Genomic DNA, 26068 nt, shown 5'->3' with positions numbered 1-26068 from the left:
TTAATTAAATATATATGGTTTTAAAAACGTTTTTGAATTACTTTACTTTTTTTTTAGTTCTTAGTATAATGTCTCTATATTTGGAGGAATGGCTGAGTGGTTTAAGGCAGCGGTCTTGAAAACCGTCGATGAGAAATTATCCGAGAGTTCGAATCCCTCTTCCTCCATCATATAATATATATATAAAAAATTTTATGGCGCGTTGACAGAATGGTGATGTAATGGATTGCAAATCCGTGTAACCCGGTTCAATTCCGGGACGCGCCTTTTAAAGTTAGTATATATATAAAAATAATTTATTGCCCGGATGGTGAAATCGGTAGACACAAGGGACTTAAAATCCCTCGGCTTTTATGGCTTTGCGGGTTCAAGTCCCGCTCCGGGTATAGATATATTTAATATTTTTTACTTGATTATTTGAAATATTTTATATTTATTAGTTTTTAAAAGTATATTATATTTTATATTATATTTATTAAAAATATAATCACATGATATAAAAGAGTTTGTTACGATACGTAATTCACCTTTTTTTTTTAAATATTTTTTTGCATTTTTTATTATTTTCGTTATCACATTTAAGTTAATTTTTAAATTTTGATGAAATGGCGGATTAGATACAATTAAATTGTATTTTTTTTCTATTTTAGAATAAATATTACTTAATAAAACTTTTCCTTGAATATTATTTTTTACTAAATTTTTTTTACTACACCAAATGGCTACGTTATTAATATCAATTAATGTTAAATATATTAATGGATTTTTTTTTGCTATAGCAATACCTATAATCCCTGTTCCTGATCCTATATCTAATATTTGTCCCGTAATATTTTTATTAAATGTAGATATAAGCAACTTACTACCTAGATCTATTTTTTTATATCCAAATATTCCGGGTAAACTATAGATAATAATGTTATTCCAGATATATTTTTTGATAAATTTTTTTAAAATAAATTTAGGTGTTTTTAATATATACCCGTGATATAAACAACAATTTCTAGCATAATCTATTTTATTAAATTGTATGTATTTAATAAATATTTTATTAATACTATTAATACCACTTTTTTTTTTTCCTATTACATATATAATACAATTATTAGATATACATGTTAATAAATAGATTATCTGTAGTTTAGCTTCTTTCTTATTTTTCATCCAAAAATAAATTAACTGTTGATATTTAAAAAGTTTTTTTGAATTATCAGAATAATTAAAAATTATATTTTTTTTTTTTTCATTAGATTTTTTTTTATATAAATGATAGTCATTAGTATATATAACAGATCGTTTAAATAAATTAGGATAATATAAATCTTGTGGAATTAGTCCTGATAAAATTGTAGTTTTATTATTAAATATTTGAAAATTTTTTTTTAATAACTTATATTCTTTAGATTTTTTTAAATATTTAGTATTTTTACTATTCATAATTTTATATTATTATAATTACAAAAATTGTAGCAATTGTTTTAAATGAATTTTTAAAAAATATTCAAATGTTTATTTTTATTAAAGAAAACAAATTTATTAATTTAATAATTATTAATTTATATTTTATAAAATTATAAATTAATAGCATATTACTGTTATTAAATTATATATTTTAGTATATAAATATTTATTTAATTCTAAAAAGTATTATATACTAATAATATTAGTATATTGAGTTTAAAACTATGGAAAATCAACGCGTAACTTTTAAAAAAAAAAATTTTACTATTTTAGTAATTTATCTGAATAAAATAAAATTCAATTATTTTAAAAAATTTTTATATCAAAAAGTACAAGAATCTCCTTCTTTCTTTAAAAATATACCGATTATTCTAAATATAGAATCTTTATTCTATTCATTTGATTGGATTCGTGTACAAGATTTTATCTTGTCTATTGGTTTATTTTTATTTGGTATTATTGGTTGTAAGGATAAAAATTTAAAAAAAATAATTTTCAAAACAGGTATACCTATTTTATCTGAATCAACGATTGTAATGTCGCGAATGTATCAAAATAATACTTATAATGCATACAAAAAAAAATCTATAGATTTATCATTATCAAATCTTTTATCTTATAAAAGCGATATAATTGATTATATAATACGTTCCGGTCAAAAAATTTATTCACCTAATCATGATTTAATAATTACTAACAATGTTAGTTCAGGAGCAGAATTAATTTCTGGCGGTAACGTTCATATATATGGTATTATGCGAGGTCGAGTATTAGCCGGGGTACATGGAGATATGACTAAAAGAATTTTTTGTACATCTTTATTTGCAGAATTAATTGCTATTGCAGGAAAATATTTAACTATTGAACAAATACCAATAAAATTCTTAGGTCAAAGTGTTGAAATTAGTTTAGTAAATAATACTTTATTTATTAAAGATTTAAAATAAATATTTTATACATAAAATAAGGGTGTTGATTATATGTCTCGTATTATAACTATTACATCGGGTAAAGGGGGTGTTGGTAAAACCACTTCTAGCGCTTCTATTGCTACCGGTTTAGCTCTACAAGGTAAAAAAACTGTAGTCATTGATTTTGATATTGGATTAAGAAATTTAGATTTAATACTGGGTTGTGAACGTCGAGTAGTATATGATTTTATTAATGTAATTAATAAAGAAGCTACTTTAAATCAGGCTTTAATACGAGATAAACGTACAAAAAATTTATTTTTGTTACCGGCGTCGCAAACAAGAGATAAAGATTCTTTAACAAAATCCGGAGTAGAACAAGTTTTAGAGATGTTATTAAAAATGAATTTCGATTTCATTATATGCGATTCACCAGCCGGAATAGAAAATGGTGCTATTCTTGCGTTTTATTTTTCGGATGAAGTTATAGTAGTTACTAATCCAGAAATTTCATCTATTCGAGATGCTGATCGAATATTAGGAATAATATCATCTAAATCACAAAGATCCGAACATAGTGATACTCCTATAAAAGAATATTTACTTTTAAATAGATATAATTCTAATAAAGTAAAACAAGGTGATATGTTAAGTACGGAAGATGTAACAGATATATTGCAAATTCCTTTAATTGGTATTGTACCAGAAGATAGTGCTGTATTAAAATCTTCTAATCAAGGATTAGCTGTGATATTAGATACTAAATCTATTGCCGGTCAAGCATATTTTGATACAGTACAACGTTTATTAGGAATTAATATTCCATTACGATTTTTTTTAGAAGAAAAAAAAAGTTTTTTACAATGGTTGTTTAGGAGATAATAATGATATTAATAGATTTATTTTTATCAAAAAAAAAATATACAGCTCATTTAGCTAAAGAAAGATTAAAAATATTAATTGAAAAAAATAAAAGAAATAGATATGAACCGTATTATTTCTCGCAATTGAAAAATGATTTATCATTAGTAATTACGAAGTATTCTAAAGTTCATCCGAATAAAATATTTTTTGATGTATGTCAAAATAATAATAATATTTGTACTATAAAAATTAATATTCCTATAGAATAAATTGTATTAAATAACGAATTATTGTATTTTTAATGTATTTTATGTAAATATCTAGGATATATTTGTGTTATATCAGAATACTTGTGATATTTCAAATATTGTATTGCATATAATATAATATATTTAGAATGCGGGGTAGTGATATGTGTATGACATAATTTAATAGATTTTTTAAAATTTTTTATGTTTATATTACATCCGATAGTTGACCAAATACCTGAACATTTCATTATTTTTTTTTTAACGATATTTATATTATTAAATAATTTTTCAGTATATCCACCAACCCATAGACCTATTTTATTTTTTAAATATTTAGCCCAAAAAATCTGTTTTTTAGAAATTTGAATAATAATTAAAACACGTTTTATTCTATTAATTTTCCAACTTTGTTCCGATAAAATTTGTAAGGTAGAAAAACCTATAACAGGAATTCTATAAAGAATAGATATTGTTTGCGAAATTCCTATAGATATTCTGATTCCAGTAAAACTTCCAGGTCCTATTGTGCATGTAATGTAATCAAGATTACATAAATTAATATTGACTTGATTTAATATTTTTGTGATCATATCTAATATTTTTTTTTCATGAGTATTTGAACACAGTTCAAATAAACTATATATTGTTCCTTTATATAACAAAGATACGGAACAGGAATATAATGTTGTATCTAATGCTAACATTGTATAATTAAAGTTCATATTTAATATGTGCTTCTTTTTATATTTTATTAAAATTAACTTTTTATAAAATAAATTATTTTTACATTTAATAATTTTCATAAAAAATATTTGATATCGTCTACATGATATATAGATTTTTTTATCTATAAATAATTATTTTAAAAATATATAAATGAATTTTAGATCATAATTCTTTTTTAATTAAAATGAATAAATTTATTTACTAATACTATTATGGTGGTGCATGATTATGTTAAGTATTGAATACTAATTAATATATCAGGATTTTATCATGTACGGTGTATATATTATACTTTTTTTTGTATAAAAAAATTTAAAGATATATTTTATATAAGTGAATTTATGTTTGTGGATTTTATTTGTATGAAATCATTTATTATACATAAAAAATTATTTTTATTATATTTATTAATAAATTAATTATTATCCCAACGTCTATTATCTTGTTTGATCAAATCGCAGGATGATTTAGGTCCCCAAGTACCAGCAGAATAGTATTGTAATAATAATGGATTTTTTTTAAATGCTTGTATTATTGGATCAATCCATTTCCAAGAATACACAATTTCTTTGTAATTAAGAAATAAAAATTGATTATTTTGTATTATTTCGCTTAATAATCGTTCATATTCTTGAGGTATATAATTATACGGAAAATATTTTTTATTATCAAAAGATAATTTACAAGGTTTTAATTCAAAACTTGAATTTAATGTGGGTATTTTATTATATAATTTTATAGTAGTTTTAGGTGTTGATTGTAAATCAATAGTAATACGATTGAAGTCGGTATTTAAATCTATATTATTAACAAATATATTTTTTATATTTTTTAAAAAAATAACAATTTTTGAACATTTTTTAGGTAATCTTTTTCCGGTACGGATATAAAAGGGTACATTACGCCACAATTTGGTATCTATATATAATTTTATAGAAACAAATGTTTCAGTAGTACTATTTTTTTCTGCTTTATTTTCATGTACATAACTTTTGACGGATTTTGTATTAATTATACCTGAAGAATATTGTCCAAAAGATACGTATTTATGTATATTATGATTATTAATATTACGTAAAGATTTTAAAATTTTTATTTTTTCCTCATGAATATGTTTTTTATGTAATGATTTAGGTATATCCATTGTAAAAATAGAAATAATTTGTAGAATATGATTTTGCACCATATCTATAATTTGTCCAGTTTTATTAAAATAATCCCATCTATTTTCTATTCCGATGCTTTCTGCTAATGTTATTTGTACATGATCTATATAATTGTTATTTAAAATATTATAAAATAATGGATTAGCAAATTTTAATGAAATAAGATTTAATATCGCTTCTTTGCCTAAATAATGATCAATACGAAAGATTTGTTTTTCAGAAAAATAATTTTTAATAGATTGATTTATTTTATAAAATGTACTGAAAGATTTTCCGATTGGTTTTTCTAAAATAATTTTAGAATTTTTTTTATTACATTTGATAGACGCTAGACCTTTACAGATGTTTACAAACATATCTGATGATACAGCACAATAATAAATGAGAATATTATATTTTTCTTTAATATAAATAACTAATTTTTTAAAATTTTGAATATTATTGATGTCTATTTTACAAAAAACAAAACGTTTTTTTAATATTTTCCATATAGATAAATTTATGGTTTCATTTAAGAATTTTTTTAAAGCATTAAAAATGATATTTATATATTCTTTTGTACTACAATTTGATCGACTAATCCCGATAATTTGCATATTATGTTTGAGTTTATTTTTTTTTTCTAATTGATACAAAGCTGGAAATATTTTCCTTTGAGCTAAATCACTTTTAGTTCCAAAGATAAATAAATTATAGTTTTTTATTTTTAATGTCATAACAAACCTTAATATTATATTAATGATATTTTTAATATTCTTATTAATAACATAATATATGAATATATTATATAAATTTTTATTAATATTATTATTAATAAAAATAAAATAATTTAAAACTTAAATAGATATTATTATTGTTGATAATAAATTAATTAATATTTTAATTAAAAATTATATTATATATAATATATGTTATAAAACAAGATATATAATAAAGTATATTAATATTTTAATATTAAAAATTAATAATTTTTGTTTATTAATCAATAAACCTGTTATATAGCGTGACATATTTTTATAATAAATAAAAATTATTGATTTTATAGCAATATATTTATTTGTATTTTAATAAAAATAATGATTTTTAAATAAAATTTTTTTGTATATTATTTATATATTTAAGGACGTACTAAATGATCACTTCTATTAGAAGGACAAAAATTGTTTCTACATTAGGACCTGCAACTGATAATAAAAATGTTTTAAAAGATATGATCCGATCTGGAGTTAATGTATTAAGATTGAATTTTTCACATGGTACTGCAGAAGACCATATTAATAGAGTAAAAAAAATTAGATTGATAGAAAAAGAATTAAATTGTTTTGTAGCTCTTATTGGTGATTTACAAGGACCTAAAATACGTATTTCTAGTTTTAAAACAAATAAAATTTTTTTGAACAACGATGATTATTTTGTTTTAGATTTAAATCTTGATAAATATCAAGGCGATATTAATGCCGTAGGAATTAATTATACTAATCTTCCTAACGAAGTATCATGTGATGATATTCTATTATTAGATGACGGAAAAATACAATTAAAAGTTATTAAAAAAAATAATACAAAAATTTATACAAAAGTAATTATAGGCGGATATTTATCTGATAATAAAGGTTTAAATAAACTTGGAGGAGGTTTATCTGCATCTGCTTTAACGGAGAAAGATAAACAAGATATTAAATTAGCCGCATTATTAGATGTAGATTATTTAGCAGTATCTTTTCCAAGATCTCGACAAGATTTACAGAAAGCACGTCTATTAATACAGCAAGCTGGTAGCGTAGCAAAAATTATTGCTAAAATTGAACGAGCAGAAGCTATTTTATCTGATGAAATAATAAAAGATCTTGTATTAGAATCTGATGCTATTATGATCGCAAGAGGTGATCTAGGAGTTGAAATTGGTGATCATCAATTAATTGGAATACAAAAAAAATTAATTAAAATAACAAGACAATTAAATCGTGTAGTTATTACAGCAACACAAATGATGGAATCTATGATTATAAATCCGTTTCCTACACGAGCAGAAGTTATGGATGTTGCTAATTCTGTTTTGGATGGTACGGATGCAGTTATGTTGTCAGCAGAAACAGCATCAGGTAATTTTCCCGTAATAACCGTACAAACTATGTCAAAGATTTGTTTAGGTGCTGAAAAAGTCCCGTCTGCAAATATTTCTAAACATCGGTTACACAAAAAATTTAATAGTATTGCTGAAGCAATTTCTATGTCAGCCATGTATATAGCAAATCATTTAAATAACGTTTCTGCAATTATTATTGTGTTAACAACACCTGAAATTGCTTTGTTAACTTCAAGAATTACATCTGGATTGCCGATTTTTTATGTATCTAATTGTATTAAGCAATTACGGTTATCTTCTTTGTATAGAGGTGTAGTTCCGATCTTTTTAGATAATAATTTTATTCAAGATAATGTTGTAAATAACAGTATACAGTTACTAAAAGATAAACAGTTATTAATTAAAAATACTAATATTGTTTTAATAAAATCAAATCAAGAAAAAGAACAAGAAACTGCTAATATGTGTAAAATTATAAATATTAAATAAAATTTCATAACATAGTTTTTTTAAAAAAAGAATAAAATTCTGTATTGACTAAATATGATAACATTGATATATATTTATATATATAAATATTTTATTAATCACATAATTATTAATGATTTATATATGATATTTTGTAAGTTTATAATTATAAACATAATATTTAATTAACATATATTTATATATATTAAAATGAATTATTTATCATATATAGTCAGTTCAGACAATTAATATATATTTTTAAATTATTAAAACAAATAATTATATTGTATATAACATAATTATTTATTTAATATGTAATTTTTACATTAAATTAATTTAATATTTAAATAATTTATTTACATCATTTTTTTTTAACATACTTTTCCGTTATGAATTATATATATAATTTCATTTATTTTTTTTAATAAATTAATCATATTTTTTAATAAAATACTATTTTTATCGTCTAAATTTTGTATAATTTTAGGAGTAATCAGTGTATTACTATTATCGATAGTAATTGAATGAGCTGATAAATATTGTTTGATTTTTACAAAATTTTTCATCTGAACAGTTATATTTAAAGAATTTTTATTTATTTTTTTATTATAAAATAAATTATTCTTATTAATTATATTTAATAACGAATTTTTATTATGTAAAGTCATGTTAATTGTTAATATATAAAAAAAATTGAATAAATATTTGATATTATCATAGTTAATTAATCGTGCATTAAAACGAGAGAATATATTTCTAATACTGGATACGGTTCTATTACTATTATTAGTTTGACAGTGAATAATTAAAGCTGTTCCTGCTGGACCATATCCTGCGTATTTCATAGTTTTAAAATTATCTTTCTTATTTAATCTTGAACTACGTTGTATAGCATTGTTAATCAATTTTTTTTTTAAGTTATATGCATGAGCTTTCTCTAAAATATTTCTTAATTTAAAATTTTTATTGATATCTGATCCGTATTTTGCGCTAGATGTTGTTATTTTTTTTATTATTTTAGTGAATATTTTACTACGTTTTATATCTTGAGCATTTTTTCTGTGTTTTGTATTTGCCCACTTGCTATGTCCAGACATATTTCCTCATTAATTAATTTAAATAATTTTTTTTTAAAATCTATAATAAATTTATTCATAAAAATAAATAAAATTTATTATAGTCTATATATTTTAATATTTTTGTTATTACTAGCAAGGTGCTCCAGTCATTAAACAAGTTGCTGAAGTAGTTTTAGGAAAAGCTATTACATCGGTAATGGTATTACTATTTGTTAATAACATAGTTAATCGGTCTAAACCTAAAGCTAAACCAGCATGAGGAGGAGCGCCGTATTTTAAAGCATTAATAAAAAAATCAAATTTTTCTTTTTGTTGTTTTTTACTAATTTTTAAAATATCAAAAATCTCGGTTTGTATTTTATAATTATGAATACGTTGTGAACCGCCTCCTATTTCATAACCATTAATAACTAAATCAAATGCACTAGATAAAACTTCTAACGGATCTATATTTATAGAATTTTTCTGTATACTGCTATTTTTAGGTGCTGTAAAGGGATGATGCATGGATTTTAAATTATTATTTTTATCTATTTTAAATAGAGGAAAATCTATAATCCAAATAGGATATATATTTTTTAAATCAGTTAATTTTAATTCTAATCCTATTTTTATTCGTAATGCACTCAATGCAGTATTTGCTATACTGACTTCTTCTGCTATTATAAACAAGATATCACCATCATGTATTTTAATATTAGAAAATATTTTATATAAAATATCTTTATTAAAATTTTGATTATGATCTGTTAAATCTTTTTCTATATTAATAATTTTTATACATATTAATTTATGTATATAAAATTTTTTCAAGAATTTTTTATAGACAGTGATTTGTTTATCTGAAATATTTTTTATTCCGTTAGGAATATTAATTCCAATAACTCTATTTGTTTTATATAATGATAACCATGGAAAAAAATTAGTATATTTATCTTTAAATATATGATTTAATTCAATAAATTTAATAGGATTTCTTAAATCAGGTTTATCGGTACCATATAAATATAAACTTTTATAATAACTAATTTTTTTTATTTCTTTTAACTTTTTATTTTGAATAGATAACCATAATTTTTTAATTAAATCATTTATTAATTTTCGTAAATAACATGGTTTTATAAATGCCATTTCTATATCTAATTGAGTAAATTCAGGTTGTCGATCTGATCGTAAATCTTCATCTCGAAAACATTTTGCAATTTGATAATATCGATCTATACCAGATATCATTAGTAATTGTTTAAATAACTGAGGTGATTGTGGTAAAGCATAATATTTTCCGGGATATAATCGACTATTTACTAAATAATCGGATGCTCCTTCTGGAGTTGATTTAGTTAAAATAGGAGTTTCAATTTCTATAAATTTGTTTTTTGAAAAAAATTTTCTTATTAATATATTTACTTTATTTCTTATTTGTATATTTTTAAGCATAACATCACGACGTAAATCTAAATAACGAAATTTAAATCGTATATCTTCTTTATTTTTTTTATTATAATCTAATGGTATAGGTAGAGTTTTATTAAAAATAAATAATTTAAATGCTCTAATTTCTATTAGATTAGTTGATACAGGAAAGTTTAATAAATTTGGTTTTTTTTTTAAAGTAACTAATCCATTAACTTGTATACAAAAATCATTACGTAATGTCAATACTTCCGAAAAATCATCAATATATTTTTTACTGAAAACAACTTGTATGATCCCTGTATTATCACGTACATCAATAAAAATCATATTTTTTAAAATTCGCGTTTTATTTATCCAGCCGCATATAGTAATTATTTTATTTACATCTTTTGATGTTATTTTACCGCAATACTTTGTGCGCATAACAATCCTAATGTTTTATATTTATAAAAATTTATTAACTTATTATTTATAAAATTTACTTAAAATTATAAATATAGATGATGTTGAGAATTATACATCTGATTATGCTAGTATGAAATTTTCAGCATAGTAATTAAATACTATTTATATAGAGTTATCTGCTTCTGAAAATAATCCTTCCTTTACTGAGATCATAAGGTGTTAATTCCAATGTAACTTTATCTCCCGTTAAAATTCTTATATAATTTTTTCTCATCTTACCGGATATATGAGCTATAATAATATGTTTATTTTCTAACTCTACTTTAAACATAGTGTTCGGTAATGTATCTATCACTATACCTTGCATTTCAATACTTTTTTCTTTCATTTTATAATTCCTTATATATATGTAATATATACATATTATTTTAAATAGTTATTTAGATATTTTTCAGCATCAATAGCGGCCATACAACCGCTAGCTGCAGCAGTAATAGCTTGTTTATAAATTTGATCAGATACATCTCCAGCAGCAAATATACCGGGTATATTAGTTTGTGTTTTTATTGTTTGATGATTACAACTAATTTTTACATAATTATCTTGAATGTCAATATATTTAGAAAAAATTTTAGAATTTGGAGTATGTCCTATCGCAATAAATAATCCAGATATATCCAAATAACTAATTTTATCATTTTTTTTAGAATAAATTTTAATTTTTTGTATTTTTAATTTATCACCTATAATATCTTCAATGGTAGAATCAAAATGAATAATGATATTTTTATTTTTTTCGATAGTTTGATATAATCTATTAATCAATATTTTATCTGCTCGAAATTGATTACGACGATGAATTAAATATATCTTTTTTACAATATTAGATAAATATATAGTTTCTTCAATTGCTGAATTTCCTCCTCCTACAACAGCTATAAATTGATTTTTATAAAAAAATCCATCACATATAGCGCATGTTGATATTCCTTTTCCCATATATAAATTTTCAGAAGAAATGTTTAATAGCTTCGTATAAGATCCGGTTGCTATAATTACAGCGTCACTGTAGTAATAGTTTTCTTGTCCATTTAATTCAAAAGGATTATTTTTAAAATTTACAGATTCAATAGTGTCTTGAATGATATCAATAGAAAATTGTTTTACATGATGTAACATACGATCCATTAATGTACTACCGCTAATATTATTATAATCACCAGGCCAATTCTCTATTTCATTGGTTTTAACCAACTGACCTCCCGGTTGTAATCCGGTTAATAAAATTGTATTAATATTTGAACGGGCAGCATAAATTGCTGCTGTGTATCCAGCTGGACCTGATCCGATAATTATTAATTGTGTATGTTTTTGATGTATTTGATTCATAATCTTGTTTCCAATTTATAAGTATTTTATATTAAATATTTTGAATTAAAAATTAGTTAATTTAATAAAATTAAGATATGTATATAATGATAGAATAACGACTCTATTATATATATAATATACATAATACATAGTTTATTACATATATAATATATTTATATATATGTTTTATATTTTCTTATAAATATATATATTATAAATTATAATTATCTATTTTATGATAGATAATCTTTTACATATCAAATGTTTATTAAAAAAAATTATATATTGGAAAATTATAAATGCTATGTTAAATTTTAATGAAATTAAAAATAACTATTCTTTTTATCAAGAACAGTTAAAAAAAAGAAATTTTACTTTAAATGCAGATAAACTAAGAAAATTAGAAAAAAAACGTAAAGTATTACAAATTAATAGTGAAACGAAAATATCAGAACATAAACGATTATCACAACATATGATATATAGAAAAAAAATTTATCATAATTGTGATGATTTTAAAAATCAGTTAATTTATTCTCGTACTTGTATTAACTTTTTAAAAAAAAAATTAGAAAAAATACAAAATAAAATATATAAAATGTTGTTAGTTATTCCTAATATACCTCATAGTAATGTACCTATAGGTATAAATGGAAAAAATAATCAAGTCGTTTATTACTGGGGAGAAAAAAATAAATATAATTTCTCTATTATGAATCATATAGAAATTGGTAATAAATTACAAGGATTTGATTGGAATGCTTCTTCTAAGATATCCGGTTCCGGACATGTTGTTATGAAAGGTTTTATTGCTCAATTACACCGAGCTTTAGGACAATTTATGTTAGATGTACAAACTAAAATGCATGGATACCAAGAAGTATATGTACCAACTATTGTGCGAGATACTTGCATGTTTGGTACCGGACAATTACCGAAATTTAAAACAGATTTATTCCATGCATATACTATACATAATAATTATAAAATAAATAAATACAATAATTTATTTTTGATACCAACATCTGAAGTACCATTAATAAATTTAATAAAAAATAAAATTATTTCATCTAAAAAATTACCGTTAAAATTTACTGCTTTAAGTAATTGTTTTCGAGCAGAAACAAATACTTACGGAAAGAATGTAAAAGGATTAATTCGAAATCGTCAATTTGATAAAGTTGAAATTATACAAATTGTACATCCTGAAAAATCTGAGCATACACTTGAAATATTAACGCAACATGCAGAAAAGATATTGCAATTATTACAATTACCATATAGAAAAATTTTATTATGCACAGGAGAACTTGGTTTTTCATCTCAAAAAACATATGATTTAGAAGTATGGTTGCCAGGTCTCAATACATATCTAGAGGTATCTTCATGTTCTATGGTAGGTGAATTTCAAGCTAGACGAATTAATGCTCGTTATAGAGATAACAATAATAAAAAAAATTTTTTTGTACATACATTAAATGGTTCCGGATTAGCTGTAGGAAGAACTTTAGCTGCTATTTTAGAAAATTTTCAATGTTCAGACGGGAATATTGCTATTCCTAAAGTATTACAATATCCATACATGAATGGTATGAAATTTTCAGTTTAATCTAATGAAATAATTTTTATTAACATAAATATAAATTTTATATCTAATATTAAATGTAAAAATAAATTAACAGTGGTGATAAATATGTCTACTATATATAATTTTAATCCTGGACCCGCTATTCTTCCGAAAGAAGTATTATTAGAAATAAAAAATAATTTTCTTAATTGGAATCATTCTAAATCTTCAATTATTGAAATTAGTCATCGTAGTTCAAAATTTATAGAATTTACTTTACAAGCTGAAAAAAATTTGCGCTATATTTTAAATATTCCTGAAAATTATTATATTTTATTTTGTCATGGAGGAGCAAGAGGTCAATTTTCTGCAATACCGTTAAATTTAACAAAAAAATTTATAAAACCTGATTACATCAATAGCGGATATTGGTCGTTATGTGCCGCTAAGGAAGCAAAAAAATATTGTAATCCTAATATTATCAATGTACGAAAATTTACGCAAGATAATAAAGTGTATATTCAATCTATTCAAAATTGGAAAGTATCTTATAAAAATACATATTTACATTATTGTCCAAACGAAACAATTGAAGGAATAGAGATTTTTGAAGAACCTTTTTTAAAAAATAAGATTATAATTGGTGATTTTTCTTCTACTATTTTATCACGTCAAATTAATATTGATAAATATGGTATGATTTATGCGTGTGCTCAAAAAAATATCGGTCCTGCTGGAATTACACTTGTGATTATTCGTAATGATTTGTTAGGAAGTGTTAGTTATCAAACTCCTTCAATTTTAGATTATCAATTGTTAGCTCAATCAAATTCTATGTTAAATACTCCTAGCGTATTTTCATGGTATGTTGCTGGATTAGTATTTAAATGGATAAAAGAATTAGGAGGTTTAGATTTTATAGAAAAAAATAATAAAAAAAAAGCACGAATTTTATATAAATATTTACATTCTACCGGTTTTTATAAAAATTATATTGTACCTATCAATCAGTCACGTATGAATATTACTTTTCATTTACAAAAAAAAGAATTGACAGATTTGTTTGTTAAAATGGCTGAAAAAAACAGATTATATGGTTTAAAGGGTCATTCGTTAGTTGGGGGTATAAGAGCATCTATTTATAATGCTATGCCTATAAAAGGTATAAAACATCTTATTAATTTCATGAAATTTTTTGAGAAAAAATTTGGTTAAAATTCATATAAACAGCTATCTTATATAGATATTTATTACTTATTTTGGGGTTATATTTAATATGAAAAATAGTTTAACTTTGCAACCAATTGATTGTATTACGGGTGAATTAAGTTTACCAGGATCAAAGAGTATTTCGAATCGAGCATTATTGTTATCAGCTTTATCTTCTGGAAATACAACTATAAAAAATTTGTTGTATAGTGACGATACAAAATACATGTTAAACGCGTTATCACAACTAGGAATAAAATATTCTTTCAATAAAAATAAATCAGAATGTACAATACAAGGTATTGCCGGATCATTTAATATAAAAAAAAAAATTACTTTAAATTTAGGTAATGCCGGAACTGCTATGCGTCCGTTATTAGCTATATTATCATTAAATAATAATCAAATTATTTTAACCGGTGATAAAAGAATGCAAGAAAGGCCGATTGATCATTTAGTAACATCATTACGATCAGGAGGAGCAATTATTGAATATACTCATACTATCGGATATCCACCGTTATATATACAAGGAGGTTTTAAAGGAGGTATAATTACCGTCAATGGAACCGTTTCAAGTCAATTTTTAAGTTCATTATTAATGTTAGCACCTTTAGCTGAATTAGATACAACTATTATTATTGAAGATATTTTAGTATCTAAGCCATATATTGATTTAACAATTAATTTAATGAATGATTTTAGTGTGACGGTAGATATTTCACATGATTATAAACGTTTTTATATTAAAGGAAATCAAAAATATATTTCTCCTCAAAATTATTTAGTAGAAAGCGATATATCTTCTGCTACTTATTTTTTAGCAGCTGCCGCTATAAAAGGTGGTTATGTAAAAATAAATAATATTAAAAAAAATAGTATACAAGGAGATGTCGCATTTATTGATATTTTAAAAAATATGGGCGTTTCTATTATTTGGCAAAAAAATTCTTTAATTTGTAAAAAAAATCATTTATTTGGTATTACTATAGATTGTAATCACATTCCGGACGCGGCTATGACACTTGCTATGTTAGGTTTATATTCTGATCAATTTGTACACATTAAAAACATATATAACTGGAGAGTTAAAGAAACGGATCGTTTATATGCTATGGCAACTGAATTGAGAAAGATTGGAGCTAATGTACAAGAAGGGACTGATTTTATAATTGTTTATCCGTTAAAGAAATTTATACATGCCACTATTAATACATATAATGATCATCGTATTGCTATGTGTTTTTCTTTAATTGCTTTATCTGGAATTCCTGTAACTTTATTAAATCCAACTTGTGTAAACAAAACATTTCCATTATTTTTTGATAAATTACGTTCAATTTGTCAATATTCAAAAAATTCGTAATTATAATTATTTTTATAAAAATTACTTAATTATAAATATTAAGATACTGTATTTTTATTAAAAAAAAAAATTAATACTACAATCAAATAACTTATTTATATATAAATATAATTTATATAATTTTAATATATATATTTGTATATTTATTTATTTGTTCTACTTTTTAAGTAGAATATATTAAGTGATACATATTTATATCGAACTCCATTTGAAATAAATGGTTTTTATTGGCTTTTATGTATGTTTAATTTATTTTAAAAATTTTATTTTAAACTTTCATAATATTATTTTAATAGAACATTTTATATGACAATATCTTTTGCTGAACTATTTGAAGAATCATTAAAAAATATAGAAACTCGTCCTGGATCAATTATTAAAGGATCTATAATTTGTATTAATAATGATGTAGTGTTGGTAGATGCTGGATTAAAATCAGAAGCTTCTATCCCTATCGAGCAATTTAAAAACTCCAAAGGTGCTTTAGAAATAAAAATAGGAGATATAGTAGACGTATCGTTGGACACAATAGAAGATGGTTTTGGTGAAACCATTTTGTCAAGAGAAAAGGCTAAAAGACATGAATCTTGGATTAAATTAGAACAAGCTCATTTAGAATCTTATAATGTCGTTGGTATTATTAACGGAAAAGTAAAAGGTGGTTTTACTGTTGAATTAAATGATATACGAGCTTTTTTACCTGGTTCGCTAGTAGATATTAGACCTATTCGAGAAACTCTACATTTAGAAGGAAAAGAATTAGAATTCAAAGTAATTAAATTAGATCAAAAAAGAAATAATGTTGTAGTTTCAAGAAAAGCTGTTATTGAATCAGAAAACAGTGCTGAACGTGATCAACTTTTAAAAAATTTACAAGAAGGTAATATTATTGCTGGAATAGTAAAAAATTTAACAGATTATGGAGCTTTTATTGATTTAGGTGGTGTAGATGGATTATTACATATTACTGATATGGCTTGGAAAAGAGTTCAACATCCCAGTGAAATAGTAAAAATCGGCGATAACATCCAAGTTAAAGTATTAAAATTTGATGAAGAAAAAACACGAGTATCTTTAGGATTAAAACAATTAGGAATCGATCCATGGACTAATCTTTCAGAACGTTATCCGGAAGGAAGTAAACATACTGGACATGTAACAAATTTAACTGATTATGGTTGTTTTGTAGAAATTGAAGAAGGTGTAGAAGGATTAGTACATGTTTCTGAAATGGATTGGACTAACAAAAATATTCATCCTTCTAAAGTTGTAAAATCTGGAGAAATAATAAATGTATCTATTTTAAATATAGACGAAATTAAGCGACGTATTTCATTGGGAATTAAGCAATGCAAAATTAATCCTTGGAAAATATTTGCTGATAAAAATCATAAAGGTTGTAAAGTTCAAGGTACAATTAAATCTATTACTGATTTTGGAATTTTTATAGGTTTAGATGGAGGAATTGATGGGCTAGTACATTTATCGGATTTATCATGGTATACAGCAGGAGAAAAATCTGTACAAAAATATAAAAAAGGTCAAAATATAGAAGCAATTGTTTTACAAGTTGATTCTGATAGAGAACGTATTTCATTGGGAATTAAACAACTAAAAGAAGATCCGTTTCATCAATATATTTTAAAAAATAAAAAAAATACTATAGTAATGAGTACAATTAAATTGATTGAAGAAAAAGCAATCTTATTAAATATAGAAAAAGGAATTCAAGGATGTTTAAAGGCAACTAATATTCCTATCGAATATCGTCAAAAATATATATCTCAATTATCTCCCGGAAATAATCTATTGACACAAATTATCGGATTTGATAAAAAAAATAGAATTGTATATGTCTCTATTACGGAAGAAATCCATTTAAAGAATGTACAGAAAAAAATATTAACAGAAAAATTAGTGAATTCTAATAGTATTGATAATACTATGACTCAAGCATTTGAAGATGCACGAAGTTAAAATAATTACGAAATATTTTATAATATTTTTATTTAAAGGATATCTGATAAAAATCAGAGTTATTTGCTAAAAATATTGAAAAAAATTTTATATTCTAGAAAAAATTATTAAATGTTTACTACTAATTATTTTAGAGTATATATCATCTTATTTAAAAAAGGAAATAGAATTTAAATTTGAGGTTTTGGAAGTTTTTTATTACATTGAAGATATTCTAGAGTAGATAGAAATCCTAAAATTGGTAAGATATTTTATTTAAAAATAAAATATATTCCTTGATTTAAACCTGTAAAAAATTAAGAGATCGAATAAACCGTATTTATTAAAATAATTAAAAATATATAGTTTTATTATATACCATAAAATATAATATCATTCAATAAATAATCTACATAATTAGCAATTATTTGAGTATACAAAACTCTAATAATTGCTTATAAAGGTGCAATAAAATGATTAAGCCAATCATTATAGGTAATTGGAAATTAAACGGTACACAACAATCTATTAAAAATTTTTTGAAATTATTAAAAAATTTTTTAATAGATTATCATAAAAAATGTACGGTAGTTATATCTTTACCTGTTTTATATTCTTATTTAATGCAAAAATTATTATTTTCTAAAAATAAAAATTTTTTTTTAGGAGCGCAAAATGTTGATAATCACTGTTCTGGATCTTTTACAGGGGATATCTCGCCTTTTATGTTAAAAGACATAGGGATTAAATATGTAATTATTGGTCATTCTGAAAGAAGATTCAATTATAAAGAAACAGACCGTATGATTGCCAATAAATTTTATTTATTAAAACAAGAAAATTTAATTCCTGTTTTGTGTATTGGAGAAACAAAACAAGAAAAAGTAGAAAATAATACTATAAATATATGTAAAAAACAAATAGATTTAATTTTTGATGTGTGCGGAATAAAGGCATTTAATAATTCTATTATTGCATACGAACCTGTATGGGCAATTGGATCAAAAATTTCAGCTACACCTCAAGAAGCACAATTTATTGCTGGTTTTATACGTCAATATATACATAGCCAAACAAAAAATAGAATAAAAAATTTTTTTATTCAATATGGAGGGTCCGTAACACAATATAATGCAAAAAATATTATTCAACAAAAAGATATTGATGGTTTTTTATTAGGAAGAGCTGCATTGCAAATTGAAGAATTCATCGCTATTATAAAAACAATAAATATGTAATTTAAATGACATATAAAATATAAGTGTAATACTTATAAAAATTTTTAACAAAGTTTAAAAATTTATTTATTTTATTTATAATATTAATTATAAACTATCTTATTTATAAGACGTATTCCATATAAATAAATTATTTATTTGATAAATATTTTTATAAATAATATCTAATACTTTTAAATAATAGTTTATATTTAAGCGCCGGATTACCGGCACTTATTGATGTTACCAAATTCTATATTATTTAAACAATTTTAATTAGTAAGATTTTTTATCATATGTAACCAGTTTTTTTTACACGATTTTGTCATATGTTGTAATGCATAATTGATATCATTATGAATTATTTTATTATTTATTATTCCGATACATTTTCCTTGATGTCCTTTTACAAGTAATTGTACTGCATAAATACCCATACGAGATGCTAAAATCCTATCATATACAACCGGTATTCCTCCTCGTTGAATATGTCCTAATACTGTTGCTCGTGTTTCCTGGTTAGTATTTTGTTGAATATATTTTGCTAATTTATGTACATCACATATATGTTCAGTAATAGCTATTATTGCGTGTTTAGTTCCTTTTTTAATACTTTTTTGTATTTCTAATAATAACAATTCTTTTTTATAAATCATTTCAGGAATGATAATAAACTCGCATCCTCCAGCAATAGACGCTAATAATGTTAAATCTCCACAATAACGACCCATAATTTCAATAATAGAAATTCTTTGATGTGAAGATGTGGTATCTCGTAATTTATCTATAGATCCTACTATTGTCTCCAATGCTGTAAAATACCCTATAGTATAGTCTGTTCCAGGTACATCATTATCAATTGTACTCGGAATTCCGATGCAGGGAATACCTATATCGGTTAAACATTGCGCACCGATATAAGATCCGTCACCACCGATAACAATTAATGCATCAATTTTTCTATTCAAAATATTATTTTTTGCTTTTTTTTGTACTTCTTTTAATTTAAATTTTGAAAATCGACATGATCCTAAAAAAGTTCCACCTTTATTAATTAAAGAAGTAACACTTTCTTGGTATAACGGTATCATAGTATCATTATATAATCCTAAAAAACCATTCTTGATACCAAGTACTTCTATATTATTGTTCAAGGCAGTGTACACTATAGAACGTACTGTTGCATTCATACCTGGAGCATCACCTCCGCTTGTTAAAACTCCTATTTTTTTAATCATGATAAATATGTAACCTTTATGCTTGATTGCAATAAAAATAATATAAAAATTATTGTCTTGTAATTATTAAAGTGTATTTAATAATTAAAAATTAAAAATATACTAATAAATAATTAACAAGACTGTATTTTAGATATAAATATCATGAAATGAATCATAAAGGTATTTATACTAATCAGTATTTAAAAAATTTTTAAATTATTATTTATAAATAATAATAATTTAATGGTTGAATATCTTGAGAAAATTCATATACGATAGGAGATCCAGTAGAAATATCTAATTTCTCTATATCAATATCATTAATTTGATTTAAATATTTTATTAATGCACGTAATGAATTGCCGTGTGCTATAATAATAATATTTTTATTTTTTTTCATTTGCGGAACAATAGTAGATTTCCAAAAAGGAATTACTCGATTAAACGTCATTTCTAAACTTTCAGAATATGGAATATTTTCTTTTTTTAATTTTTTATATTTTCTATTATTTATTATATACTGAATTTCGGAAAAATTCTTTTGTGGTGGACATTCTGTAAAACTTCTTCTCCAAAGTTGAACTTGTTTTTTACCATATTTCTTTAGAGTTTCTTTTTTATTTAATCCTTCTAGAGATCCGTAATTTCGTTCATTTAATTTCCATGATTTATATACGGGTATCCACATATGATTTAATTTTTTTAAAATTATCCATAATGTATGAATAGCTCTTTTCAATACTGATGTATAAGCTATATCAAAAAAAAATTTATTTTTTTTTAATAGTTTAGCAGCATATAATGCTTCTTTTTTTCCTTTTTCAGATAACTTAATATCTTTCCAACCAGTAAATTGATTTAATTGATTCCATTGACTTTCTCCGTGTCGCATTAAAACTATTTTTTTATTATTCATTCTTCACCTATATGATGATAGTGTCGTTATATAATTGGTATTTTTATCACAATTGATATATCTGTTACACAATAAATATTTATTATTAAAAATAAATATTTAATATTTGATATATTTTAAAAAATTATTTAATAATATTAATTATTATTAATTTTAATTATTATTAATAATAATTATAAAAAAAGAATATGATAAGGATCATTATCCTAATAAAAAATTATTGAACACATGTTTAATATTTCAAAGATATTTATACATCATGAATTATGATATATATGTGATAATAGATAATTATCTTATTTATTGCAAGATTAAATTATACTAATTTATATAGTAGTATAACTAATTATATAGTTTATATAATTTTATATATACTAAACATCAATAATAATTCGTGAAAAATCTTCTATAATATCTTTAATATAATTTAAAAACTGTATTGCTTGTTTTCCATCAATTAATTGATGATCATATGATAAAGCTAAATACATCATAGGATGTATTTTAATTTTATTATCCGATACAACTGGTCTATTTTTGATATTATGCATTCCAAGTATAGCTACTTGTGGTGGATTAATTATAGGAGTAGACAACAATGAACCAAAAACACCTCCATTAGTAATCGTAAATGTTCCAGATTGTAAATCTTCTAATTTTAATTTACCTGATTGACCTAATTTAGAATAATATTTTATTTTTTTTTCAATCTCAAACATAGATAATTGATCAGTATTTCTTAAAATCGGTGTAATTAATCCCCTAGGAGTAGAAATAGCAATATTAATATCATAATAATTATGATATACAATATCAGTACCATCAATAGATGCATTAATATCTGGAAATTTTTTTAATGCTTGTGTTACTGCTTTGATATAAAAAGACATATAACCTAATTTATTATTAGATCTTTTTTTAAAAATATCATTATATTTTTTTCTTGCTAATATAATTTTTTTCATATTAACTTCATTAAAAGTAGTTAACATAGCTGTATTTTGAATGGTTGATAGTAATCTTTCTGAAATTTTTTGTCGTAATGGACTCATAGTAATTCGATGAAAAGAACGAATATCGTGACATAAATTTTTATTGATATCTTTTTTTGAAGATATTTCTTTATTTTTATTTTGATACGTTTTTGATAATATAGATTTATATTGATTATTTAAAATGAATTTATTTTTAGAAATTTTTCCATATATTTTAATACCTTTAATATTTGATTTATTAATTTTATTATTTGAAATTAATCTACGCATTTTAGGTGTAAGAAAATATATTTTTTTAGTTTTTTTTATAAGTTTGTTAGAAATTTTATTAATATCATTTTTTAAAGATGTTGGTATAATGTATCCAATAATAGTTCTAGATTTTATTTTTTCGCCTATTTTAAATAATTGTTCGTTTAAAATACCAGTACCGGGAGATGAAATTTCTAAGATTATTTTATCAGTTTCAATTTCAGTGATTAATTCATCTTCTTGAACCATATCTCCTATTTTTTTATGCCATTTTAATATAATCGCGTTATTAACTGATTCAGGTAAATCAGGAGCTAAAATTTTGATATTTTTATTCATAGTTTTCACTTGTAATTTAATTACATTAATGTAGAAAATGCTAACTTAATAATTTTTTTTTGTTGTATTTGATGATCTATGAAATTTCCTTCAGCAGTAGAAGATAATTTAGGACGACCAACGTATTTTAAAAACATTTGATCATATTTTATTAATATGTATTCTTTAAAATAAAAATACATATATGTCCAACCACCTTGATTCATAGGTTCTTCTTGGCACCATATAAAATTTTTTATATTAATAAATTTATTTAAAATATTATTGATACAGGCGTACGGAAAAGGATATAATTGTTCGATACGTATGATTATAGAATCAATAATGTTATTTTTTTTATAAAAATTTAATAATTCATAATAAATTTTTCCTGAACAAAAAATAACACGAGATATAATTTTTGATGTATTTTTTGGTTGAGTTAATAAAACGGTATAGAATTTTTCTTTTAATAGTTTTTTTATATAAATAAATGTTAATGGATTTCTTAAGAGAGATTTTGGAGTAAAAATAATTAATGGAATTTTAGAAAAATTTATGCCTTGTTGTAATAAAATATGATAAAACTGAGAAACTGTCGTAGGTATACAGATTTTAATATTTTTTTGAGCACATAATTGTAAATATCGTTCTAATCGTCCTGATGAATGTTCAGGTCCTTGCCCTTCATATCCGTGTGGTAGTAACATTACTAAAGAAGAAGAATGGCCCCATTTTTGTAAACTTGAAGTTATAAATTGATCAATAACAACTTGTGCACCATTTGAAAAATCACCAAATTGTGCTTCCCAAATATTTAATACATTTTGAGATACTATAGAATAACCGTATTCAAATGCTAATACAGATTCCTCTGATAATACCGAATCCCAAATATAAAATGATCCTTTAATATTAGATAAATTTTTTAAAGGAATATATATAATATTTTTTTTTTGACAAACAATAGCGGCATGTCTCTGACAAAATGTTCCTCTTCTGACATCTTCTCCGGTTAATCGACATGTGATTCCGTAATACATTAAATGAGCATAAACTAAATTTTCAGCTGTTCCCCAATCTAATGGAATGAGGTTATTAGCCATTTGTACACGATTTGAAAAAATTTTTTTTATTTGAGTATGTGTTGTTAAATCTTGAGGCAACGTAAATAATTCATTTGCTATTTTGTTAAAATCATCAAAACTAATGGGCGTAAAAATTAAAGAATTTGATAGATTTTTTTTATTGCGTGGTATAATTGAAATATAGGATTTTTTATAAGATTTTTTAAATTTTTGAATTAATTTGTTGTTATAATGTGTGTATAATTTTTTATAAGAAATTTCATCTTTATTTAATAAATCAATAATTTTTCTAGAAAATAACACACAAATACGTTCATGCTGATTTATTATAGAATACATTTTAGGTTGAGTTATAAAAGGATTATCTACTTCATTATGACCTAATCTTCGATAACACATTAATTCAATAAAAACATCTTTTTTAAATAAATATCTAAATTTCAATGCTAATGTAATTACAAACATAACTTCTTCTGGATGATCAGCATTAACATGAAAGATAGGAGCATCAATCATTTTAGCAATATCTGTGCAATAAAAACTAGTTCTTAAATGTTTTGTGTTAGAGGTAGTGAATGCAATTTGATTATTAATAATGATATGTATACTTCCAAAAACATTATATGCAGGAACTTGAGATATATTTAATGTTTCTTGTACTACTCCTTGCCCTATAAAAGCAGCATCACCATGTATAATAATTGGAACAGGATTTTCGGTATCTTGATGTTTGTCTATAAAAAATTTACAACATCCAATAACAACTGGAGTTATAATTTCTAAATGTGACGGATTATCTAATAAGTTAACTTCTATTACTTGTTTATTTTTATGAATACTTTTTGTTAATCCTATATGATATTTAACATCTCCTGTACCATTATGACTTTTAAATGATAGAGTATTATTTTGAAACATTTGTAATACATTATGACTTAAAACATTATGCATTACATTCAATCTTCCACGATGAGCCATTCCTAGAAATATTTTTTTAGTTTTTTTTTGTATACAAAAAAATATAATTTTTTTTAATACAGGTATTAAAATATCACACCCTTCTAATGAAAAACGTTTATGACCTGGGAATTTAGTATGAATAAATTTTTCAAAAGAAGTAGATTTTATTAAGTCTGTTAATATATTTTTTTTTTCTTTATCGGATAAAGTATGAGAAATTTGATTAGTTTCGATATAATTTTGTAACCATTTTTTTTCATCAGTATTGTTAAGATGCATATATTCAAAACCAATATAATTAGAATATTTTTTTTTAAAAAATAAATATATTTCTTTAAAAGAATTCATTTTTTTTTTAAAAAATAGAAAATTGAAAGTAATTAATTGGTTAAGTTCTTTCGGTGTTATTTTATAAAATAAATAAGATAATTCGGGAATATTTTTTTTTTTTTTATGATATTTAAGTGGATTTAAACGTGCTTTATAATGTCCATATCTTCGATATGCATCGATCAAATTAAAAAATTTTTCTTTTAAAAACATCTCATGATCTGTTGATACTGAATGTATAGAATTTTTTATTATAGGTTGATATATATTTTTAGTTTTTTCTTGATTAATAATATTATTATATATATTTTTTTTATTTAATATACTATTAAATATTTTTTTCCAAGACGGATCTAATGATCTTGAATTAGATAAAAATTTTTTATAAATATTATCTAAAAATGATTGATTACTTACATACAACCATCCGTTTTTATGTAAAGATATTTTTTTTTTATTTGTCATTTTAA

General features: G+C 22.7%; 20 protein-coding genes and 3 tRNA genes. 12 read left to right on the top strand and 11 right to left on the bottom strand.

What is annotated here, in order from left to right; genetic code table 11:
- Positions 1 to 82 precede the first annotated feature (82 nt).
- From APCICUMA2628_RS01090 to APCICUMA2628_RS01080, 3 genes are all read left to right on the top strand, one after another.
- Positions 83 to 167, top strand: a tRNA-Ser gene (locus tag APCICUMA2628_RS01090).
- A 29-nt stretch (positions 168 to 196) separates the two neighbouring features.
- Positions 197 to 267, top strand: a tRNA-Cys gene (locus tag APCICUMA2628_RS01085).
- Between the two features lie 34 nt (positions 268 to 301).
- Positions 302 to 386, top strand: a tRNA-Leu gene (locus tag APCICUMA2628_RS01080).
- A gap of 19 nt (positions 387 to 405) precedes the next feature.
- Here APCICUMA2628_RS01080 and rsmC read toward each other — a convergent pair.
- A complete protein-coding gene (gene rsmC, locus APCICUMA2628_RS01075) occupies positions 406 to 1437 on the bottom strand; it encodes a 16S rRNA (guanine(1207)-N(2))-methyltransferase RsmC (RefSeq protein ID WP_154027440.1) in 1032 nt (343 codons plus the stop codon).
- A gap of 248 nt (positions 1438 to 1685) precedes the next feature.
- Between rsmC and minC the strand changes: the two genes are divergently transcribed.
- From minC to minE, 3 genes are read left to right on the top strand one after another with little or no spacing between them, the layout of a single operon-like run.
- Positions 1686 to 2408 (top strand): septum site-determining protein MinC, encoded by a 723-nt coding sequence (gene minC, locus APCICUMA2628_RS01070; RefSeq protein ID WP_154027438.1) that lies wholly within the window; start codon positions 1686 to 1688, stop codon positions 2406 to 2408.
- A 33-nt stretch (positions 2409 to 2441) separates the two neighbouring features.
- Positions 2442 to 3254, top strand: a complete 813-nt coding sequence (minD, locus tag APCICUMA2628_RS01065; RefSeq protein WP_154027436.1) for a septum site-determining protein MinD — start codon at positions 2442 to 2444, stop codon at positions 3252 to 3254.
- Between the two features lie 2 nt (positions 3255 to 3256).
- Positions 3257 to 3505: a cell division topological specificity factor MinE gene (gene minE / locus APCICUMA2628_RS01060; RefSeq protein ID WP_154027434.1), complete on the top strand. Its 249-nt coding sequence runs from the start codon at positions 3257 to 3259 to the stop codon at positions 3503 to 3505.
- Between the two features lie 29 nt (positions 3506 to 3534).
- On the opposite strand, the gene tsaB is transcribed toward minE, so the two are convergent.
- Both tsaB and zwf read right to left on the bottom strand, forming a co-directional pair.
- The gene (gene tsaB, locus APCICUMA2628_RS01055; RefSeq protein WP_172598575.1) at positions 3535 to 4209 is read right to left on the bottom strand and encodes a tRNA (adenosine(37)-N6)-threonylcarbamoyltransferase complex dimerization subunit type 1 TsaB; all 675 of its coding nucleotides are present in this window, start codon (positions 4207 to 4209) and stop codon (positions 3535 to 3537) included.
- Positions 4210 to 4628: 419 nt separating this feature from the next.
- Positions 4629 to 6095 carry a glucose-6-phosphate dehydrogenase gene (gene zwf, locus APCICUMA2628_RS01050; RefSeq protein WP_154027430.1) on the bottom strand — a complete coding sequence of 489 codons (1467 nt, stop codon included), beginning with the start codon at positions 6093 to 6095 and terminating at the stop codon, positions 4629 to 4631.
- Positions 6096 to 6511: 416 nt separating this feature from the next.
- Between zwf and pyk the strand changes: the two genes are divergently transcribed.
- Positions 6512 to 7954: a pyruvate kinase gene (gene pyk, locus APCICUMA2628_RS01045; RefSeq protein ID WP_154027429.1), complete on the top strand. Its 1443-nt coding sequence runs from the start codon at positions 6512 to 6514 to the stop codon at positions 7952 to 7954.
- A gap of 350 nt (positions 7955 to 8304) precedes the next feature.
- On the opposite strand, the gene APCICUMA2628_RS01040 is transcribed toward pyk, so the two are convergent.
- From APCICUMA2628_RS01040 to trxB, 4 genes are all read right to left on the bottom strand, one after another.
- The gene (locus tag APCICUMA2628_RS01040) at positions 8305 to 9030 is read right to left on the bottom strand and encodes a YebC/PmpR family DNA-binding transcriptional regulator (protein ID WP_154027427.1); all 726 of its coding nucleotides are present in this window, start codon (positions 9028 to 9030) and stop codon (positions 8305 to 8307) included.
- Between the two features lie 111 nt (positions 9031 to 9141).
- Positions 9142 to 10851 (bottom strand): aspartate--tRNA ligase, encoded by a 1710-nt coding sequence (gene aspS / locus APCICUMA2628_RS01035; RefSeq protein WP_154027424.1) that lies wholly within the window; start codon positions 10849 to 10851, stop codon positions 9142 to 9144.
- Between the two features lie 154 nt (positions 10852 to 11005).
- Positions 11006 to 11221: a translation initiation factor IF-1 gene (gene infA / locus APCICUMA2628_RS01030; protein ID WP_075474709.1), complete on the bottom strand. Its 216-nt coding sequence runs from the start codon at positions 11219 to 11221 to the stop codon at positions 11006 to 11008.
- A 35-nt stretch (positions 11222 to 11256) separates the two neighbouring features.
- Complete coding sequence (trxB, locus tag APCICUMA2628_RS01025) at positions 11257 to 12222, bottom strand: thioredoxin-disulfide reductase (RefSeq protein WP_154027422.1); 966 nt, start codon at positions 12220 to 12222, stop codon at positions 11257 to 11259.
- A 286-nt stretch (positions 12223 to 12508) separates the two neighbouring features.
- On the opposite strand from trxB, the gene serS reads away from it, so the two are divergent.
- From serS to tpiA, 5 genes are all read left to right on the top strand, one after another.
- Positions 12509 to 13813 carry a serine--tRNA ligase gene (gene serS, locus APCICUMA2628_RS01020; protein ID WP_154027420.1) on the top strand — a complete coding sequence of 435 codons (1305 nt, stop codon included), beginning with the start codon at positions 12509 to 12511 and terminating at the stop codon, positions 13811 to 13813.
- An 84-nt stretch (positions 13814 to 13897) separates the two neighbouring features.
- The gene (serC, locus tag APCICUMA2628_RS01015; RefSeq protein WP_154027418.1) at positions 13898 to 14986 is read left to right on the top strand and encodes a 3-phosphoserine/phosphohydroxythreonine transaminase; all 1089 of its coding nucleotides are present in this window, start codon (positions 13898 to 13900) and stop codon (positions 14984 to 14986) included.
- Between the two features lie 61 nt (positions 14987 to 15047).
- Entirely contained in the window at positions 15048 to 16346 is a 1299-nt protein-coding gene (gene aroA / locus APCICUMA2628_RS01010) for a 3-phosphoshikimate 1-carboxyvinyltransferase (protein ID WP_154027416.1), read from the top strand.
- 306 nt (positions 16347 to 16652) lie between these two features.
- Complete coding sequence (rpsA, locus tag APCICUMA2628_RS01005) at positions 16653 to 18323, top strand: 30S ribosomal protein S1 (protein WP_154027414.1); 1671 nt, start codon at positions 16653 to 16655, stop codon at positions 18321 to 18323.
- A 452-nt stretch (positions 18324 to 18775) separates the two neighbouring features.
- A complete protein-coding gene (tpiA, locus tag APCICUMA2628_RS01000) occupies positions 18776 to 19540 on the top strand; it encodes a triose-phosphate isomerase (protein ID WP_154027410.1) in 765 nt (254 codons plus the stop codon).
- A gap of 251 nt (positions 19541 to 19791) precedes the next feature.
- On the opposite strand, the gene pfkA is transcribed toward tpiA, so the two are convergent.
- The 4 genes from pfkA to APCICUMA2628_RS00980 form a co-directional block, all read right to left on the bottom strand.
- The gene (gene pfkA, locus APCICUMA2628_RS00995) at positions 19792 to 20757 is read right to left on the bottom strand and encodes a 6-phosphofructokinase (protein WP_154027408.1); all 966 of its coding nucleotides are present in this window, start codon (positions 20755 to 20757) and stop codon (positions 19792 to 19794) included.
- 205 nt (positions 20758 to 20962) lie between these two features.
- Positions 20963 to 21655, bottom strand: a complete 693-nt coding sequence (gene gpmA / locus APCICUMA2628_RS00990) for a 2,3-diphosphoglycerate-dependent phosphoglycerate mutase (RefSeq protein WP_154027405.1) — start codon at positions 21653 to 21655, stop codon at positions 20963 to 20965.
- A 374-nt stretch (positions 21656 to 22029) separates the two neighbouring features.
- Positions 22030 to 23241: a dihydrolipoyllysine-residue succinyltransferase gene (gene sucB, locus APCICUMA2628_RS00985; RefSeq protein WP_154027403.1), complete on the bottom strand. Its 1212-nt coding sequence runs from the start codon at positions 23239 to 23241 to the stop codon at positions 22030 to 22032.
- A gap of 20 nt (positions 23242 to 23261) precedes the next feature.
- Positions 23262 to 26063 (bottom strand): 2-oxoglutarate dehydrogenase E1 component, encoded by a 2802-nt coding sequence (locus tag APCICUMA2628_RS00980; protein WP_154027401.1) that lies wholly within the window; start codon positions 26061 to 26063, stop codon positions 23262 to 23264.
- Positions 26064 to 26068: the final 5 nt, after the last annotated feature.

The sequence above is a fragment of the Buchnera aphidicola (Cinara cuneomaculata) genome, assembly GCF_900698865.1.
Lineage (GTDB): Bacteria > Pseudomonadota > Gammaproteobacteria > Enterobacterales > Enterobacteriaceae > Buchnera_F > Buchnera_F aphidicola_AA.
The sequence above is the reverse complement of the archived record's forward strand: the minus strand, read 5'-3'. Positions and strand labels throughout refer to the sequence as shown.

Coding starts and splice junctions, on each gene's coding strand:
- rsmC (WP_154027440.1), bottom strand. CDS start 1,437: ATGAATAGTAAAAATACTAAATATTTAAAAAAATCTAAAGAATATAAG.
- minC (WP_154027438.1), top strand. CDS start 1,686: ATGGAAAATCAACGCGTAACTTTTAAAAAAAAAAATTTTACTATTTTA.
- minD (WP_154027436.1), top strand. CDS start 2,442: ATGTCTCGTATTATAACTATTACATCGGGTAAAGGGGGTGTTGGTAAA.
- minE (WP_154027434.1), top strand. CDS start 3,257: ATGATATTAATAGATTTATTTTTATCAAAAAAAAAATATACAGCTCAT.
- tsaB (WP_172598575.1), bottom strand. CDS start 4,209: ATGAACTTTAATTATACAATGTTAGCATTAGATACAACATTATATTCC.
- zwf (WP_154027430.1), bottom strand. CDS start 6,095: ATGACATTAAAAATAAAAAACTATAATTTATTTATCTTTGGAACTAAA.
- pyk (WP_154027429.1), top strand. CDS start 6,512: ATGATCACTTCTATTAGAAGGACAAAAATTGTTTCTACATTAGGACCT.
- APCICUMA2628_RS01040 (WP_154027427.1), bottom strand. CDS start 9,030: ATGTCTGGACATAGCAAGTGGGCAAATACAAAACACAGAAAAAATGCT.
- aspS (WP_154027424.1), bottom strand. CDS start 10,851: ATGCGCACAAAGTATTGCGGTAAAATAACATCAAAAGATGTAAATAAA.
- infA (WP_075474709.1), bottom strand. CDS start 11,221: ATGAAAGAAAAAAGTATTGAAATGCAAGGTATAGTGATAGATACATTA.
- trxB (WP_154027422.1), bottom strand. CDS start 12,222: ATGAATCAAATACATCAAAAACATACACAATTAATAATTATCGGATCA.
- serS (WP_154027420.1), top strand. CDS start 12,509: ATGTTAAATTTTAATGAAATTAAAAATAACTATTCTTTTTATCAAGAA.
- serC (WP_154027418.1), top strand. CDS start 13,898: ATGTCTACTATATATAATTTTAATCCTGGACCCGCTATTCTTCCGAAA.
- aroA (WP_154027416.1), top strand. CDS start 15,048: ATGAAAAATAGTTTAACTTTGCAACCAATTGATTGTATTACGGGTGAA.
- rpsA (WP_154027414.1), top strand. CDS start 16,653: ATGACAATATCTTTTGCTGAACTATTTGAAGAATCATTAAAAAATATA.
- tpiA (WP_154027410.1), top strand. CDS start 18,776: ATGATTAAGCCAATCATTATAGGTAATTGGAAATTAAACGGTACACAA.
- pfkA (WP_154027408.1), bottom strand. CDS start 20,757: ATGATTAAAAAAATAGGAGTTTTAACAAGCGGAGGTGATGCTCCAGGT.
- gpmA (WP_154027405.1), bottom strand. CDS start 21,655: ATGAATAATAAAAAAATAGTTTTAATGCGACACGGAGAAAGTCAATGG.
- sucB (WP_154027403.1), bottom strand. CDS start 23,241: ATGAATAAAAATATCAAAATTTTAGCTCCTGATTTACCTGAATCAGTT.
- APCICUMA2628_RS00980 (WP_154027401.1), bottom strand. CDS start 26,063: ATGACAAATAAAAAAAAAATATCTTTACATAAAAACGGATGGTTGTAT.